This window comes from Pseudosporangium ferrugineum (assembly GCF_003002065.1).
GTDB classification, from domain to species: domain Bacteria; phylum Actinomycetota; class Actinomycetes; order Mycobacteriales; family Micromonosporaceae; genus Actinoplanes; species Actinoplanes ferrugineus_A.
In genome coordinates, this window is the sequence record NZ_PVZG01000010.1 from 247417 (window position 1) to 261243 (window position 13827).

General features: G+C 74.3%; 12 protein-coding genes. 6 read left to right on the forward strand and 6 right to left on the reverse strand.

Annotated elements, in window-relative coordinates; all coding sequences use genetic code 11:
* Positions 1–2 precede the first annotated feature (2 nt).
* From treY to CLV70_RS22195, 4 genes are all read right to left on the reverse strand, one after another.
* Positions 3–2315: a malto-oligosyltrehalose synthase gene (gene treY / locus CLV70_RS22180; RefSeq protein WP_245908385.1), complete on the reverse strand. Its 2313-nt coding sequence runs from the start codon at positions 2313–2315 to the stop codon at positions 3–5.
* Positions 2315–4426, reverse strand: a complete 2112-nt coding sequence (gene glgX, locus CLV70_RS22185) for a glycogen debranching protein GlgX (protein ID WP_106128486.1) — start codon at positions 4424–4426, stop codon at positions 2315–2317. Before glgX ends, treY begins: the two co-directional genes overlap by 1 nt.
* 261 nt (positions 4427–4687) lie before the next feature.
* Entirely contained in the window at positions 4688–4954 is a 267-nt protein-coding gene (locus CLV70_RS22190) for a UBP-type zinc finger domain-containing protein (RefSeq protein ID WP_106128487.1), read from the reverse strand.
* Positions 4951–6522 (reverse strand): Na+/H+ antiporter, encoded by a 1572-nt coding sequence (locus tag CLV70_RS22195; RefSeq protein WP_106128488.1) that lies wholly within the window; start codon positions 6520–6522, stop codon positions 4951–4953. Before CLV70_RS22195 ends, CLV70_RS22190 begins: the two co-directional genes overlap by 4 nt.
* Before the next feature lie 113 nt (positions 6523–6635).
* Here CLV70_RS22195 and CLV70_RS22200 point away from each other — a divergent pair, with 113 nt between their 5' ends.
* Genes CLV70_RS22200 through CLV70_RS22225 form a run of 6 tightly spaced genes read left to right on the forward strand, consistent with a single transcriptional unit; the run spans position 6636 to position 12471 of the window.
* Complete coding sequence (locus CLV70_RS22200) at positions 6636–7649, forward strand: 3-oxoacyl-ACP synthase III family protein (protein ID WP_106128489.1); 1014 nt, start codon at positions 6636–6638, stop codon at positions 7647–7649.
* Positions 7646–8377 carry a glycosyltransferase family 2 protein gene (locus tag CLV70_RS22205; protein ID WP_211303833.1) on the forward strand — a complete coding sequence of 244 codons (732 nt, stop codon included), beginning with the start codon at positions 7646–7648 and terminating at the stop codon, positions 8375–8377. The genes CLV70_RS22200 and CLV70_RS22205 overlap by 4 nt, the downstream gene beginning before the upstream one ends.
* Positions 8377–9828, forward strand: a complete 1452-nt coding sequence (locus CLV70_RS22210; protein WP_106128490.1) for a class I adenylate-forming enzyme family protein — start codon at positions 8377–8379, stop codon at positions 9826–9828. The genes CLV70_RS22205 and CLV70_RS22210 overlap by 1 nt, the downstream gene beginning before the upstream one ends.
* Positions 9825–10559, forward strand: coding sequence for a glycosyltransferase (locus CLV70_RS22215; protein WP_106128491.1), 735 nt, complete (start codon positions 9825–9827; stop codon positions 10557–10559). Before CLV70_RS22210 ends, CLV70_RS22215 begins: the two co-directional genes overlap by 4 nt.
* Positions 10556–11629, forward strand: coding sequence for a cytochrome (locus CLV70_RS22220; RefSeq protein WP_106128492.1), 1074 nt, complete (start codon positions 10556–10558; stop codon positions 11627–11629). The genes CLV70_RS22215 and CLV70_RS22220 overlap by 4 nt, the downstream gene beginning before the upstream one ends.
* Positions 11626–12471 (forward strand): NAD-dependent epimerase/dehydratase family protein, encoded by an 846-nt coding sequence (locus tag CLV70_RS22225; RefSeq protein WP_106128570.1) that lies wholly within the window; start codon positions 11626–11628, stop codon positions 12469–12471. Before CLV70_RS22220 ends, CLV70_RS22225 begins: the two co-directional genes overlap by 4 nt.
* Here the strand turns inward: CLV70_RS22225 and CLV70_RS22230 are convergent.
* Complete coding sequence (locus tag CLV70_RS22230) at positions 12459–13067, reverse strand: hypothetical protein (RefSeq protein ID WP_106128493.1); 609 nt, start codon at positions 13065–13067, stop codon at positions 12459–12461. The two genes, CLV70_RS22225 and CLV70_RS22230, sit on opposite strands and share 13 nt — an antisense overlap.
* A gap of 68 nt (positions 13068–13135) precedes the next feature.
* Positions 13136–13825 (reverse strand): EcsC family protein, encoded by a 690-nt coding sequence (locus CLV70_RS22235; RefSeq protein WP_245908386.1) that lies wholly within the window; start codon positions 13823–13825, stop codon positions 13136–13138.
* Between the last annotated feature and the right edge of the window lie 2 nt (positions 13826–13827).

Below are 13827 nucleotides of genomic sequence, written 5' to 3' on the forward strand. Positions count from 1 at the left end.
GGCTACTCTTTCACCAGGAGAGCGACGGGGTACGTGTGCAGCAGGTCGGCCACGGCCAGCCGGCTCCCGCCGTAACTGGTGTTCGTGAAGACCTCCGTCCAGGTGTGGCCGTCGAGGGTCAGCGTGGTGTCGTGCCAGCCACCGTGCCGCGACAGGCCGACCGGCAGCCGCGTCGCCACCGCCACCGCACCGCCGCGGTCGAAGGCCACCACGTGCTCGGCGACCCGGCCGTCGGCGAACACCGGCCGGTACCCGCCGAACAGCTCCGGCCGCTGCCGGCGCAGCCGCAGGGTGCGGCTGGTGACCAGGAGCTTGGCGGCACCGCTCCCGTCGACCGGCGGCTGCCATCCGTCGTCGATGCGGGCCAGCAGCTCGCGGCGCAGGCCGAAGTCCACCGGGCGCCGGTTGTCCGGGTCGACCAGCGAGTGGTCCCACAGCTCGGTGCCCTGGTAGACGTCCGGCACGCCGGGCATGGTCAGCTGCACCAGCTTCTGAGCGAGCGAGTTGGACCAGCCCGGCCCGCTGATCGTGCGGGCGAACGCGTCGACCTCGGCGTGCAGGGCCGGGTCGTCGTAGATCCGGTCGACCATCGCCCGCAGCGCGGTCTCGAACCTCTCGTCCGGCCTGGTCCAGGTGGTGCCGACGCCGCTCTCCCGGGCCGCCTTCAGCGCGTACGCGTGCAGCCGCTCCCGGTCGAGCGGCCACGCACCGACCGCGGCCTGCCAGATCAGGTGCGCCAGCGCCGGATCCGGCAGCGGCGCGAGGCGCACCCAGCGGCGTACCACCTCGGTCCAGTCGCCGGGCAGCTCGGAGAGGACGGCGAGCCGGGCCCGGACGTCCTCGCTGCGCTTGGTGTCGTGGGTGGACAGCGACGTCATGCCGGCCGGCCACCGCCGCTGGCGCTCCGCCGCGGTGTCGTGGAACTCGTCCAGGTTCACGCCGAACTTCGACGGGTCGTTGCCCACCTCGTTGCGGGCCGTGAAGCGGGTCCACCGGTAGAACGCGGTGTCCTCGACGCCCTTGGCCATCACCGCGCCGGTGTACTGCTGGAAGCGGACGGCCAGCTCGTCCGCGGGGTTGCGCAGCCGGGCGGTGAGCTGGTCGAGGGCCGGGATCAGCCCCGGCCGGCGGCGGCCCGCCTCGGACCGGGCGCGGGCCAGGTGACGCGAGCCGAACGGCAGGTACGAGCGGTACACCGGGAAGCAGGCGGCCAGTTCGGCGAGGGCCTTCGGCGCCGCCTCGATCTCGGGCACGAGCCGGCACATCCGGGCCAGCTCGGCGGCGAGCTGGGTGGTGGCCAGGTGGTACTTCGTCCCGTGGACCAGGTCCTGCCAGCTGGTCTCCCCGCCGGTCAGGTGGTGGTCGAGCGTGTCGAAGAACCGCTCGGTGGTGGTGTCGACGAAGACGCCGCAGACCTCGGCGAGGGCGTCGTATCCGGTGGTGCCGTCGATCGGCCAGTCGGGGAGCTCCTCGCCGGGCTCCAGGATCTTCTCGACCACGAGCCAGGCGTCCGGCGCGGCGTCACGCAGCCGCCGCAGGTAGTCCCCCGGGTCGCGCAGCCCGTCCGGGTGGTCGACGCGCAGGCCCTGGACGGCGCCCTCGGCGTACCAGCGCAGGATCTCGCGGTGGGTGGCCTCGAAGACCTCGGGGTCCTCGACGCGCAGGCCGGCGAGGTCCACGATGGCGAAGAACCGCCGGTAGTTCAGCTCGGCGTCGCCGCGGGTCCAGGTGACCAGCTCGTAGTGCTGCCGGTCGTGCACCTCGCGGGCGGTGCCCTCGCCGGTGCCGTCCGCGATCGGGTAGCGCTTGTCGAAGTAGTGCAGCTCGCCGTCCTCGACCCGCAGCTGGTCGAGCGCGTCCGGCTCGTCGGCCAGCACCGGGATCAGCAGCCGGCCCCGGGACCAGTCGATGTCGTAGAACTTCGCGTACGCGGACTCCCGCCCGTGCTTCAGCACGTCCCACCACGTCGGGTTGGCGGCGGGCACCCCGACCCCGGCGTGGTTGGGCACGATGTCCACGACCAGGCCCAGCCCGGCCGCGTCCAGGGCGGCCTTGAGCGCGAGCCGGCCCTCCTCGCCGCCGAGCGCCGCGCTGACCCGCGTGTGGTCGACGACGTCGTAGCCGTGCTCCGAGCCGGGCGCCGCGGTCAGGATCGGCGCGGTGTAGAGGTGGCTGACGCCGAGGTCCGCCAGGTAGTCGGCGAGCTCGGCGGTGGGCTTGAAGCCGAAGTCGGGGCGGATCTGGATTCGGTACGTGGAGGAGGGCATGCCTTCAGTCCGGTCGTGGGCGGCGGTGGGGAGGTCGGATCGGGGCATTACACCGTCCTGTCGAGCACGATGAGCGAGCGGTCGGGCACGAGGATCGTGGAGCCGGCCTCGACCACGTTCGGGCGGTCGGGCGATGGTTCGGCGGTCTCGATGACCTTCTCCCATTTCTCGCCGTACTCGGTGGGCGGGGTGGCGAACTCGATGGGCGCGTCGTGCGCGTTGAAGAACAGCAGGAACGAGCTGTCGACGTGGCGCTGGCCGTACTGGCCGCGCTCGCGGATGCCCTCGCCGTTGACGAAGAGCGCGACCGCCCGGCCGAAGTCGTTGCCCCAGTCGTCGCCGGCCATCTGCCGCCCGTCCGGGGTGAACCACTCCAGATCCGGCAGCGGGTCGCCGCCGCCGCGCGCGGTGACCGGCAGGCCGGTGAAGAACCGCCGCCGCTGGAAGACCTGGTGGCGGTGGCGGAACGCGGTCAGCTTGCGGGTGAACTCGAGCAGCGTCTCGTCGGCGTTGTCCCAGTCGATCCAGCTGATCTCGTTGTCCTGGCAGTACGCGTTGTTGTTGCCCTGCTGGGTGCGGCCCAGCTCGTCGCCGTGCGAGATCATCGGCACGCCCTGGCTGAGCATCAGCGTGGCCAGGAAGTTGCGCCGCTGCTTCGCGCGCAGCGCCAGCACGGCCTTGTCGTCGGTCGGGCCCTCGGTGCCGCAGTTCCACGACCGGTTGTGGCCCTCGCCGTCGCGGTTCTCCTCGCCGTTGGCCTCGTTGTGCTTGTCGTTGTACGAGACCAGGTCGTTGAGCGTGAAGCCGTCGTGCGCGGTGACGAAGTTGATCGAGTGGAACGGCTTGCGGCCGTCGTCCTGGTACAGGTCGGCGGAACCGGTGATCCGGCTGGCGAACTCGGCGAGTGTGGCCGGTTCCCCGCGCCAGAAGTCGCGTACGGTATCGCGGTATTTGCCGTTCCATTCGGTCCAGTTCGGCGGGAAGTTGCCGACCTGGTAGCCGCCCGGCCCGACGTCCCAGGGCTCGGCGATGAGTTTCACCTGCCCGACCACCGGGTCCTGCTGCACCACCTCGAAGAAGGTGGACAGCCGGTCCACGTCGTAGAACTCCCGGGCCAGGGTGGACGCGAGGTCGAAGCGGAAGCCGTCGACGTGCATCTCGGTGACCCAGTACCGCAACGAATCCATGATCAGCTGGAGGCTCTGCGGGCTGCGCACGTTGAGGCTGTTACCCGTACCCGTGTAATCCATGTAGAAATTGGGCTGGTCGTCGACGAGCCGGTAGTAGGTCCGGTTGTCGATGCCCTTGAGGCTCATCGTCGGGCCGAGGTGGTTGCCCTCCGCCGTGTGGTTGTAGACGACGTCGAGGATGACCTCCATGCCGGCCGCGTGCAGCGCCTTGACCATGCCGCGGAATTCCTGGGTCTGCTGGCCGAGCGAGCCCATCGCCGAATACCCGTGGTACGGCGCGAAGAAGCCCAGCGTGTTGTAGCCCCAGTAGTTGCGCAGACCCAGGTCGGCCAGGCGGTTGTCGTGCACGAACTGGTGCACCGGCATCAGCTCGACCGCGGTGACGCCCAGCTTCGCGAAGTGCTCGATGACGGCCGGGTGGCCCAGCGCCGCGTACGTGCCGCGCATGTCCTTCGGCACCTCGGGGTGGCGCTCGGTGAGACCCTTGACGTGCGTCTCGTAGATCACCGAGTGGTGGTACGGGATGTCCGGCCGGCGGTCGTTGCCCCAGTCGAAGTACGGGTTGACCACGACCCCCTTGGCCATGTGCGGCGCCGAGTCGAGGTCCGACATCTGGTCCGGATTGTCGAAGTCGTACGCGTACAGGCTCGGATGCCAGTCGATGTCCGCGTCCACCGCCCGCGCGTACGGATCCAGCAGCAGCTTGTGCGGGTTGCACCGCAGCCCCCGCGCCGGGTCGTACGGCCCGTACACCCGATAGCCGTAACGCTGCCCCGGTTCCACCCCCGGCAGGTACGCGTGCCACACGAAGGCGTCCTGCTCGTGCAGCTGAACCTTGCGCTCGTTGCCCGACGCGTCGAAGAGACACAGCTCGACCGCCTCGGCGACCTCCGAGAAGATCGCGAAGTTGGTGCCCGTCCCGTCGTACGTCGCGCCCAGTGGATACCGGTGACCCGGCCACACCTGCATGTGCTGCTCCCACCCTCGACCGTCGGTGCCCGCGGTCGCGAGGTCTCCCCCGCGGGCGGGGCACCGAGTGCCCATCCGAGCGGTGGTTCAATCCTGTGCGGCCGCGTCAGCGGTCATTCTCACCGATGCGACTGACAACGTCTGCGCGACTGTCCGGTTACCCCCAGATACTTCCCCCGGACCCTGTGCGGTCGATCACGGTCCACGCCCGGTTCCCCGCCCCGGACGCCCGGATCGGACCGCCGCGCGGCCGGCGCCCGGTCAGGCGCCGAGGATCTCGTCGGCGAAGCACCATTTCCAGTGTTCGCCCGGCTCGTACGAGCGCATCACCGGGTGGCCCGTCTCCTCGTAGTGGCGGGACATGTGGCGCCTCGGGGAGGAGTCGCAGCAGGCCACGTAGCCGCAGGTCAGGCAGAGCCGCACGTGGACCCAGTCCTGGTACCCGTCCTCCACGCATTCCGGGCAGCCGGCGCCCTGCGGCGCCTGCGGGTCCGGCTCGGTCGCGTTCTTGAGGTGCTCGCAGGTCACTCGTCACTCCGGGTCAGCTGGGATTCTTCGAGGTCGAGCTCGCGCTGGGCGCGGTTGAGCACCTCCTCGGAGATGCGCCCCTCGTTGCGGGCGATCTTGAAGACGTGCCGCTCGGCGGTAATCATCTCTCGGCGCAGGCGGCCGTACGCGGCCGAGGGGGTTTCCTGTTCCTGGTTGCCGAGCCGTTCCCAGGCGCCGTTGGAGCGGCTGTCGGTGAGCGCGCGCAGCCGTTCCACCACCGAGGCGGGCGCGCCGTCCGCCTGAGCCTCGAGCCGTTCCCGGGCCGCCCGGCTGGCCGCGTGCTGGACGTTCGCCTCGGCCAGCGCGTCGGCGGTGGTGGTGTCCTCGCGGACGCCCAGCCGGCGCGCCACCATGGGCAGCGTGGTGCCCTGGACCAGCAGGGTCAGCACGATGATCGCGAAGGCGACGAAGACGAACAGGTCGCGGGTGTACGGGCCCGGCACCTCCTCCGTCGACGGCAGGGTCAGCGCCGCCGCGAGGGTGACCACGCCGCGCATGCCCGCCCAGCCGATGACGGTCGGCACGGCGATCGGCGGGCGTTCCTCGCGGGCCCGGACGCCGGGGAAGAGCCGGGCCAGGTACGTCGCCGGGTACATCCAGACGAACCGCGCCGCGACCAGGGTGAGGAAGACCAGGCCGGTGACCCGTACGGTGGTGGCCAGGTCCGTCTCCAGGTGACCGATCAACTCCCGGAGCTGGAGGCCGACGATGAGGAACACCACTCCCTCGAGCAGGAACGTGATGAGCCGCCAGACGGCGTCCATCTGGAGCCGCGAGGTGGCCGAGAGCAGGTACGGGATCCGGTGCCCGAGGTACAGCCCCGCCACCACGACCGCCACCACGCTGGACGACCGCAGCTCCTCGGCGATGATCACCACGACGAACGGGGTGAGCAGCGACACGGCGTCGTCCAGCAGCGGGTCGGTGATGCGCTTGTGCAGCCAGGCCGCGCCGACCGCCGCCACCAGGCCGAGCAGCACGCCGACCCCCGCCTTCAGCGCGATCTGCCCGGTGATCTCCCAGAAGCCGACCGCGGAGCCGAGCAGGGCGCCGGTGGCGATGCGCACCATCACCAGCGCGGTCGCGTCGTTGAGCAGGCTCTCGCCCTCGAGGATGACGACCATCCGGCGAGGCAGGCCGATGCGGCGGGCGATCGCCGTGGTCGACACCGCGTCCGGCGGCGCGACCACCGCGCCGAGGGCGATGCAGGCGGCCAGCGGGATGTCCGGGAGCAGCGCGTGCACCACGAAGCCGACGATGAAGGCGGTGAACACGACCAGCCCGACGGCCAGCAGCAGGATCGGCCGCAGGGCCCGGCGGAAGGCGACGAGGTTGGTCTGCAGCGCGGCCACGTACAGCAGCGGCGGAAGGATCCCGATCAGCACCAGTTCCGGCTCGACGTGCACCTCCGGCAGGCCGGGCACGAAGGAGAGGCCGAGGCCGGCCACCAGCAGCACGAGGGGGGCGATGAAGCCGAGCCGCCGGGCGAGCGCCGCGCCGAGCACGCAGATCGCCACGATCACGACCGTGTCGACGATGGGTTCCATGCCGGAAAGCTTAGAGAAGACCCGTACGGGCCAGCGCCGGAGCCGCGGGGCCTAGCGAGAATGAGCCGTTCTACTCACGCCGCGGACCCCGGCCGTGCTGAAGGCTGGCGCCCATGACCTCGACCGTTCCCCCCGTGGGCATCACCGCGGTGGCCAGCGTCCTGCCCGACCGGGAGGTGACCACGGCCGACCTGCAGCAGCGGGTCGCCGCCGCGAGCAACCTGCCGCTGCCGCCCGGAATGTTCGCGCAGGCCACCGGCATCGACCGGCGCCGGGTCGCGGCCGCCGACGAGTACGCCTCCGACCTGGCCGTCCGCGCCGCGCGACGGGTGCTCGACGAGACCGGCCTGGACGCCCTCGACATCGACCTGCTGCTGTTCGCCTCGGCCACCCGCGACATGGTCGAGCCGGCCACCGCGCACGTCGTGCAGGCGGCGCTGGGCAGCCGGGCGCACGCGCTCGACGTGACGAACGCCTGCAACAGCTTCCTCAACGGCATCGACCTGGCCCGGTCGATGATCCTGGCGGGCCGGGCGCAGCGCGCGCTGGTGGTGACCGGGGAGACCCCGACCCGGTCGATGCGGCCGCGGCTCGACGGCATGGTCCAGGCCCGCAGCGCGTTCGCCGGGTTCACGTTCGGCGACGCCGGGGCGGCGGTGCTGGTCGAGCCGGTCGGCACAGGCGGGATCCTGGACGTGGACAGCGAGACCCACTCGGAGCACTGGCAGGTCGGCGGCATCTTCGGCGGCGGTTCGCGGCATCCGCGCGGCGACGAGCACACCTACTTCACCGGCGACGGGCACCGGCTGCGCGGCGTCTTCGAGAAGATCGGGGCCGGCCTGCTGGAGCGGGTCGCGTACCGCACCGGGTTCGGGTGGGACGACTACGCCCGGGTGCTCGTGCACCAGGTGACGATGCCGTACCTCCAGCGGTTCGTGGAGGTGGCCGGGGTGCCGGCGGAGAAGCTCGAGGTCACCGTGCCGGAGCTCGGCAACCTGGCCAGCGCCTCGCTGGGCGTGCAGCTCGCGCGCGTCCGCGACCGGCTCTCCCCCGGCGACCGGGTGCTCTTCGTCGGCCTCGGCGGCGGCGTCTCCCTGATGACCATGGTCTGGGAGGTGTCCGCGTGACCGAGTTGTGGGTGATCGTGCCGGCGTACCAGGAGGCGGCGCGGATCGGGCAGACGCTGGCGGCGCTGGCGGACCAGACGGACACGGACTTCGAGCTGCTCGTGGTGGACAACGGCTCCACCGACGGCACCGCGGAGATCGCGCGGGCGTTCGCCGCGCCGTTCCCGGTGCACGTGCTGGTGGAGACCGAGAAGGGCGTCGGCTGCGCGGTCGACACCGGCTTCCGGCACGCGATCTCGCGGGGGGCGGTGCTGCTCGCGCGGACGGACGCGGACTGCCTTCCGCGGCCGGGCTGGGTGGCGGCGGCGCGGGCCGGCCTGCTCGGCGGCGCCGGGCTGATGTGCGGCCGGATCACCGCCCGCCGCGACGAGCACGGACCGGCCGGGCGGGCCCTGTTCCGCCTGCTGGTCGGCGTCGCGGCCACGTTCGGCCGGCTGCGGCCGGCCCATCGGGAGCGGGGCTACCGGGCGCCCTACCGGATGCACGCCGGCAACAACATGGCGATCACGGCGGAGCTCTACGAGGCGTGCGGCGGCATGCCCCGGCGCCCGTCCCCCACCGACCGCACGTTCCTCAACCGGGTACGCCGGACCACCGCCGCCATCCGGCACAGCCGGGACATGGTCGTGGAGAACTCGACCCGGCGGCTGAGCGCGTACGGGATCGTCGGCACCGCGAAGTGGTATCTCGACCGCGGCAGCGGCTCGCTCACGGCGGATCCGCGCTGATGCTCGGCGACCTGATCGCGGGCCTGCGCGAGGACGATCCGCGCCCGGCCGTCCTCGGGGCGCGGCGCGGCGGCCGTACGGTCGCCCGGGCCACCCGCGGCGACCTGCACCGGCTCACCACCGGCTACGCCGCCGCCCTGCACGCCCGGGGGCTGGCGGCCGGCGCCACGGTCGGGGTGGCCGTACGCCCCGGCCCCCGTTCCCTGGCCGTGCTGCTGGCGGCGTACCACCTGGGCCTGCGCGTCGCGGTGCTGGACCCGACCGCCGGCCCGGACGTGCTGCTGGCCCGGCTCGCCCTGGCCCGGCCGGAGCTGGTCCTGGCCGACGCGGCCGCGCAGGCGGTGGCGGGCTGGGCGGCGCCGCTCGCCCGCCGCGCCCACCTCGCGCTGCCCGACCTCGCCGCCCTCGCCCCGGCCGTGACGATCGGGCGGCGGCTGCCCGGCAGCGCCCCCGCGCTGGCGCCCGCCCCGGGGCCGCGCCCGCGCGGGTTCGACGGCGACGGCGACGCGGTGGTGGTCTTCACGTCCGGCACCACCAGCAGGCCCCGGGCCGTGGTGCACACCCGGGCGAGCCTGACCGCCGGCATGCGGACCGTGCACGACCTGGTCCGCCCGGAGCCCGGCCGGCCGGTGCTGGGCGGGACCTTCTTCGTCCTGGTCCCGTCCCTGGCCGGGGGCGCGCCGGTGGCACTGCCCGCGGGACGGCCGGCGGCCCTGGTGCGGCAGGCCGCCGGGCTCGCGCCCCAGGCGACGTACCTGACGCCGCCGCAGCTGCGGGCCGCGCTCGCCGCGGGAATCCGCTTCACCGGCCGGGTCTACAGCGGTTCCGCCCCGGTCAGCGCGGAGCTGCTGTCCCGGGTCCGGCGGGCCGGCGCGGACGAGGCCTGGGGCGTGTACGCCCTCACCGAGGTGTTCCCGGCCGCCGCCGTCGAGGCCACCGCCAAGGCCGCGCACACCGGCGGCGGCGATCTGGCCGGCGACCTGCTCCCGGGCGTACGCGCCCGCACCGGCGAGGGGGGCCAGCTGCTGCTCGCCGGCCCCAACGCGGCCGACCGCTACCTGGGCGAGGAGCCGCACGAGTGGATCGCCACCGGTGACGTGGGCCGGGTCGAGGACGGCCGGGTCGTGCTCGGCGGCCGGTGCAAGGACATGATCCTGCGGGGTGCCGAGAACATCTATCCCGGCCTGTACGAGCCGGCGCTGCACGTGCCGGGCGTCGAGCTGGCGGTGATCGTGGGCGTGCCCGCCGGGGACGGCGACGAGCGGGTGGTCGCCGTGGTGCAGCCGGTCGCCGGCGCGTCCCCGGACGCCGTGCGGGCCGCCCTGCGCGCCCCGCTCGCCCGCATGGGCGCGGCCCGGCCGGACGCGGTGATGCTCGCCGACGTCCCGCTCGCCGGGCGCTCCCGCAAGCCCGACCGCGCCGCGGCGGCCCGGCTGGCGGCGGCCGCATGAGGGACCTCGCCGTGGTGGTTCCCGCGTACAACGAGGCCCGGCTGCTGCCCGGTGCGCTCGCCGCGCTGGCCGCGCAGACCGACCGGGAGTTCACCCTGGTCGTCGTGGACAACGCGTCGACGGACGGCACCGCCGAGGTGGCCGCCGGCTTCCCCGGCGACGTCGTGGTGGTCGCCGAGCCCGCGCCGGGCGCGGGGACGGCCGCCGACACCGGGTTCCGGTACGCGATCCGGCACGGCGCGACGAAGCTGCTGCGTACGGATGCGGACTGCCTTCCCGCACCCGGCTGGGTCGCCACCGGCCGGTCCCTGCTCGACCGGGCGGAGCTGGTGTGCGGCCGCAGCGTCCCGCGCCGCGACGAGGAGCCGACCTGGGCGCAGCGCCGGATCTACCCGGCGGTGGTGCGTCTCGCCGCCCGGATCGGCCGGTGGCAGCACCGGTCGGCGTCCGCCCGAGCGCCGTTCGTGCTGGTCCACGGCCACAATCTGGCCATCACCGCCGACCTGTACGAGCGCTGCGGCGGCACGCCCCGGGAGGCCCTGGAGGACGGCTCCGAGGACGTGACGCTGCTCAACCGGGCGCGGCAGCACAGCGACCGCATCGTGCGGTCCGAGGAGCTGGTGGTGGAGACGAGCCTGCGCCGGCTGCGCGGCTGGGGACCACGCCGGACGCTGCTGTGGCACTGGGACCGGCGCTACCGGCCCGCCGGCGACGCGGTGCACGTGCGATGAGGGCACGCACCCGCGACCGCCGCGTCTACCTGGGCAGCCACCCGGTGCTGTTCGCGCTCCTCGCCGCCACCCGCCGGCGCCCCGTCGTCCGGCTCGGCCGCACGCTGCTCGTGCACGACCGGGAGGCGTTCGTCGCCGGGCTGACCCGGATCCCGCTCGACCGCACCGCGGCCGGCACCACGGGCGGGGCGGCCGGGCGGCTGGCCGGCGGCGGCCTGCTCTTCGACCAGCAGGGCGACGGCCACCGCCACGCCCGCCGGGACGCCGCGGAGGCGCTCGGCGCGGCGGGGGTGGCCCGGCTGCGCCCGGTCTGGACGGACCTGCTGGAGCGCGGCCTGAAGCCGCTGGCCGGCGGCGACCCGGTCGATCTCGTCCCGCTGGCGGCCGAGCTGGCCGGGACCACCGCCGCCGCCCTGCTCGGCGTGGACGTGGACGGGGTCGCGCTGGCCGCCGCGGCGCGCGACGCGGCGGCAGCCGCCGCCCGTGATCACCTGCCCGGCCTGCCCCGCCCCGGCGCCGGGCGCGCGGCCCGCGAGGCGACCGGGCGGCTGGCCGCGCTGCTGGCACCGGCCGGGCCGGACCGCCTCCCGCTGGCCACGATGCTGGCGGTGGCTGCGATCACGACCACGGTCGCCGCGGTGCCGCGGGCCGCGGCGTGGGCCTGCGACGCGGACCTCTGGGCGTACGCGGACAGCCCCGCCCTCGCCGACGAGCTGCTGCGGGTCACCGCGCCCACGCCCCTGCTGCCCCGGGTCGCGGCGGACGCCGGGGAGCTGCCGGTGCCCGGCGGGTGCCCGGTGCGCGGCGGCGACCGGATGCTGCTCGTCGCCCGGCACGTGCTCGACGCCCATCACCTCGATCCGGATCCGGCGCGGCCGGTGAGCGCCCGGATCGCCCAACTCGCCTTCGGCACCGGGCCGCACGCCTGCCCCGGCGCCCGGCTGGCGCGGACGCAGCTCGGCGACGTGCTGCGGGCGCTGGCGCCGTACCGGCCGGTGGTGGTGCGGGCCCGGGTGGACCGGCGCTCGGCCCTGCCGTCGTGGCGCTCGCTGGTGGTGCGGCCGTCATGAGGCTCGCCGTGACCGGTGCCTCCGGCTTCTGCGGTACGGCCGTGGCCCGCCTCGCCGCGGCAGCCGGGCACGACGTGGTGTGCGTGGGCCGCCGCCCCGGGCCGGTCGGCGGGTACGTCCGGTGGGACGCCGCCCGCGAGGTGCCCGGCCTGGCCGGCGCGGACGCGGTGGTGCACCTCGCCGCCGCCGTCGGGGATCCCGCGCCGGGGCGGCGGGCCGAGGCGGCGTACCGGGCGGTGAACGTGGACGGCACCGCCCGGCTGCTCGAGGCCGCCCGGGGACGGCCCGTCGTGTGGGTGAGCAGCGCCAGCGTGTACCGCCCGGGGCCGTACGGGGGCCCGGTGGGCGAGGACAGTCCCGCGGATCGGCAGCGCAGCGCGTACGGACGCACCAAGGCCGCCGGTGAACGGCTGGCGCTCGCGGCGGGCGCGGTGGCCCTGCGGCCGCGGGCCGTCTACGGCGACGGCGACCGGCATCTGCTGCCGCGCCTGCGCCGGGTGGTCCGGGGCGGGCGGGCGTGGCTGCCCGGCCCGGACGTGGCGATGAGCCTGACGGCGGTGGAGAACCTGGCGGCGGCCTGCCTCGCGGCGGTGACCTGGCCGGCCGGGGCCTACAACATCGCGGACGCGCGCCCCTACCGGCGCGACGAGGTGCTGGGCCGGGTGCTGGGCGTGCCGGTCCGGCACGTTCCCGTGGGCCTGGTCCGGGGCCTCGCCGCGGCGGTGCCGTCGCTGACCCGGTACGCGGTCGACCAGCTCACCGACGGCATGGTGCTGGACCTGTCCCGGGCGTACGGCCAGGGTTACCGCCCGGAGCGGGACCTGACCGACTACCTGGTGTAGATGACGTGTGAGCGCAGCAGCGTGCCGGCGTGGGTGCCGTCACCGCTGCGCCGGGTCACGACCGCGTCCAGCGAGAACACGTACCCGGTCTTCCGGTCCAGGTTCCTGATCGTGGCGGTCATCGGGCCGCACGCCGTCCTCGGCTTGATCCGGATCCACCCGATGTCGCGCTGGTTGCCGACCTTCAGGTCGTGGCTGATCGCGGTCAGGCGGTACTCGACCAGGTTGTAGCCGCCGACGTTGTACCAGCTCGCCGTGGCGCTGGTGGTGCCCGGCGTCACGGCCAGCGCCCCGACCCGGGAGAAGTGCACGGTGTCCGGCGCGCACGTCGGGGTGGGCGTGGTCGGCTGCGGGGTCTTCAGCGGCAGGAAGCCGGTCGCGGCGGGAGTCGGGTACGGCGGGATGCCGCTGCTCGGCGTCGGCGAGGGGGTGGGGCTGCCCCGCTCCACCACGAGCCAGGAGTTGCCGCCGCCGGCACCCGCGCCGGCGGCTCCCGAGGACGGCGAGGCGCCCGTGGTGGCGGACCCGCCGAGGCCGCCGCAGCCGGTCAGCAGGAGGGGGGCGAGGACCAGCAGCCACCGGCGACGGTGCTTCATGCGGTCCTCCCTCCGTGCGAGTGTGCCGGGCCGTTACCCGAGACACATCGACAGCGGCGAGCGGAACTTTAGGGGCGTCCGTACAGCTCACGCGTGCGCCGGGCGAGGTCCTTGGTGGCGCTGGAGTTGACCCAGGTGCCCAGGACCACCGCGGCGCCCGGGATCATCTTGGCGAACATCCGCTTGGCCGCGCGTACGCCCGCCATCTGCGCGAGTTTGACGCCCAGCTTGAGCATCACGCCGCTGAGCGGCCGGTCGGCGGAGTCGGCGAAGAGCCGGCTGGCCCGCTCGCGCCCGGCGGCGACGCCCAGCGCCACCCGGGCGGTCTCCGCCAGCTTGTGCACCTTCTGCAGCACGAGGAGGTCGGTCGCGCGGTCCGGGCTGGTCGTGTCGACGCCGTACGCCGCGGCGATGTGCAGCACCATGCGGGACTGGGTCCAGGCCAGCACGCCGACGTCGACGACGGCGCCGGGCAGCCCGGTGGCGCCGGAGACCGCCCCGGAGAGCCGGGCGTGGTTGATGAAGCGCTTGACGGCCTGGTCGGCGAGGGCGTCGGCGGTGATGCCGGGGTGCTGCTCCCGGGCGTGCTCCGCCCAGTCCCGCGCCTGGGGGCCGAGCCGGCGCACGGCCTCGAGGGCGAGGTGTTCCGGGGCGTACTGCGGGTCGGCCTTCATCCGGGCCCAGAGGGTTCCCGGAGGGCCCGCATCCTCGGACGCCGGCGGTGACGGGGGTGACGGAGGTGCGGCGGATTCACTCACCA

Coding starts and splice junctions, on each gene's coding strand:
- CLV70_RS22215 (WP_106128491.1), top strand. CDS start 9,825: ATGAGGGACCTCGCCGTGGTGGTTCCCGCGTACAACGAGGCCCGGCTG.
- CLV70_RS22200 (WP_106128489.1), top strand. CDS start 6,636: ATGACCTCGACCGTTCCCCCCGTGGGCATCACCGCGGTGGCCAGCGTC.
- treY (WP_245908385.1), bottom strand. CDS start 2,315: ATGCCCCGATCCGACCTCCCCACCGCCGCCCACGACCGGACTGAAGGC.
- CLV70_RS22220 (WP_106128492.1), top strand. CDS start 10,556: ATGAGGGCACGCACCCGCGACCGCCGCGTCTACCTGGGCAGCCACCCG.
- glgX (WP_106128486.1), bottom strand. CDS start 4,426: ATGCAGGTGTGGCCGGGTCACCGGTATCCACTGGGCGCGACGTACGAC.
- CLV70_RS22225 (WP_106128570.1), top strand. CDS start 11,626: ATGAGGCTCGCCGTGACCGGTGCCTCCGGCTTCTGCGGTACGGCCGTG.
- CLV70_RS22195 (WP_106128488.1), bottom strand. CDS start 6,522: ATGGAACCCATCGTCGACACGGTCGTGATCGTGGCGATCTGCGTGCTC.
- CLV70_RS22210 (WP_106128490.1), top strand. CDS start 8,377: ATGCTCGGCGACCTGATCGCGGGCCTGCGCGAGGACGATCCGCGCCCG.
- CLV70_RS22230 (WP_106128493.1), bottom strand. CDS start 13,067: ATGAAGCACCGTCGCCGGTGGCTGCTGGTCCTCGCCCCCCTCCTGCTG.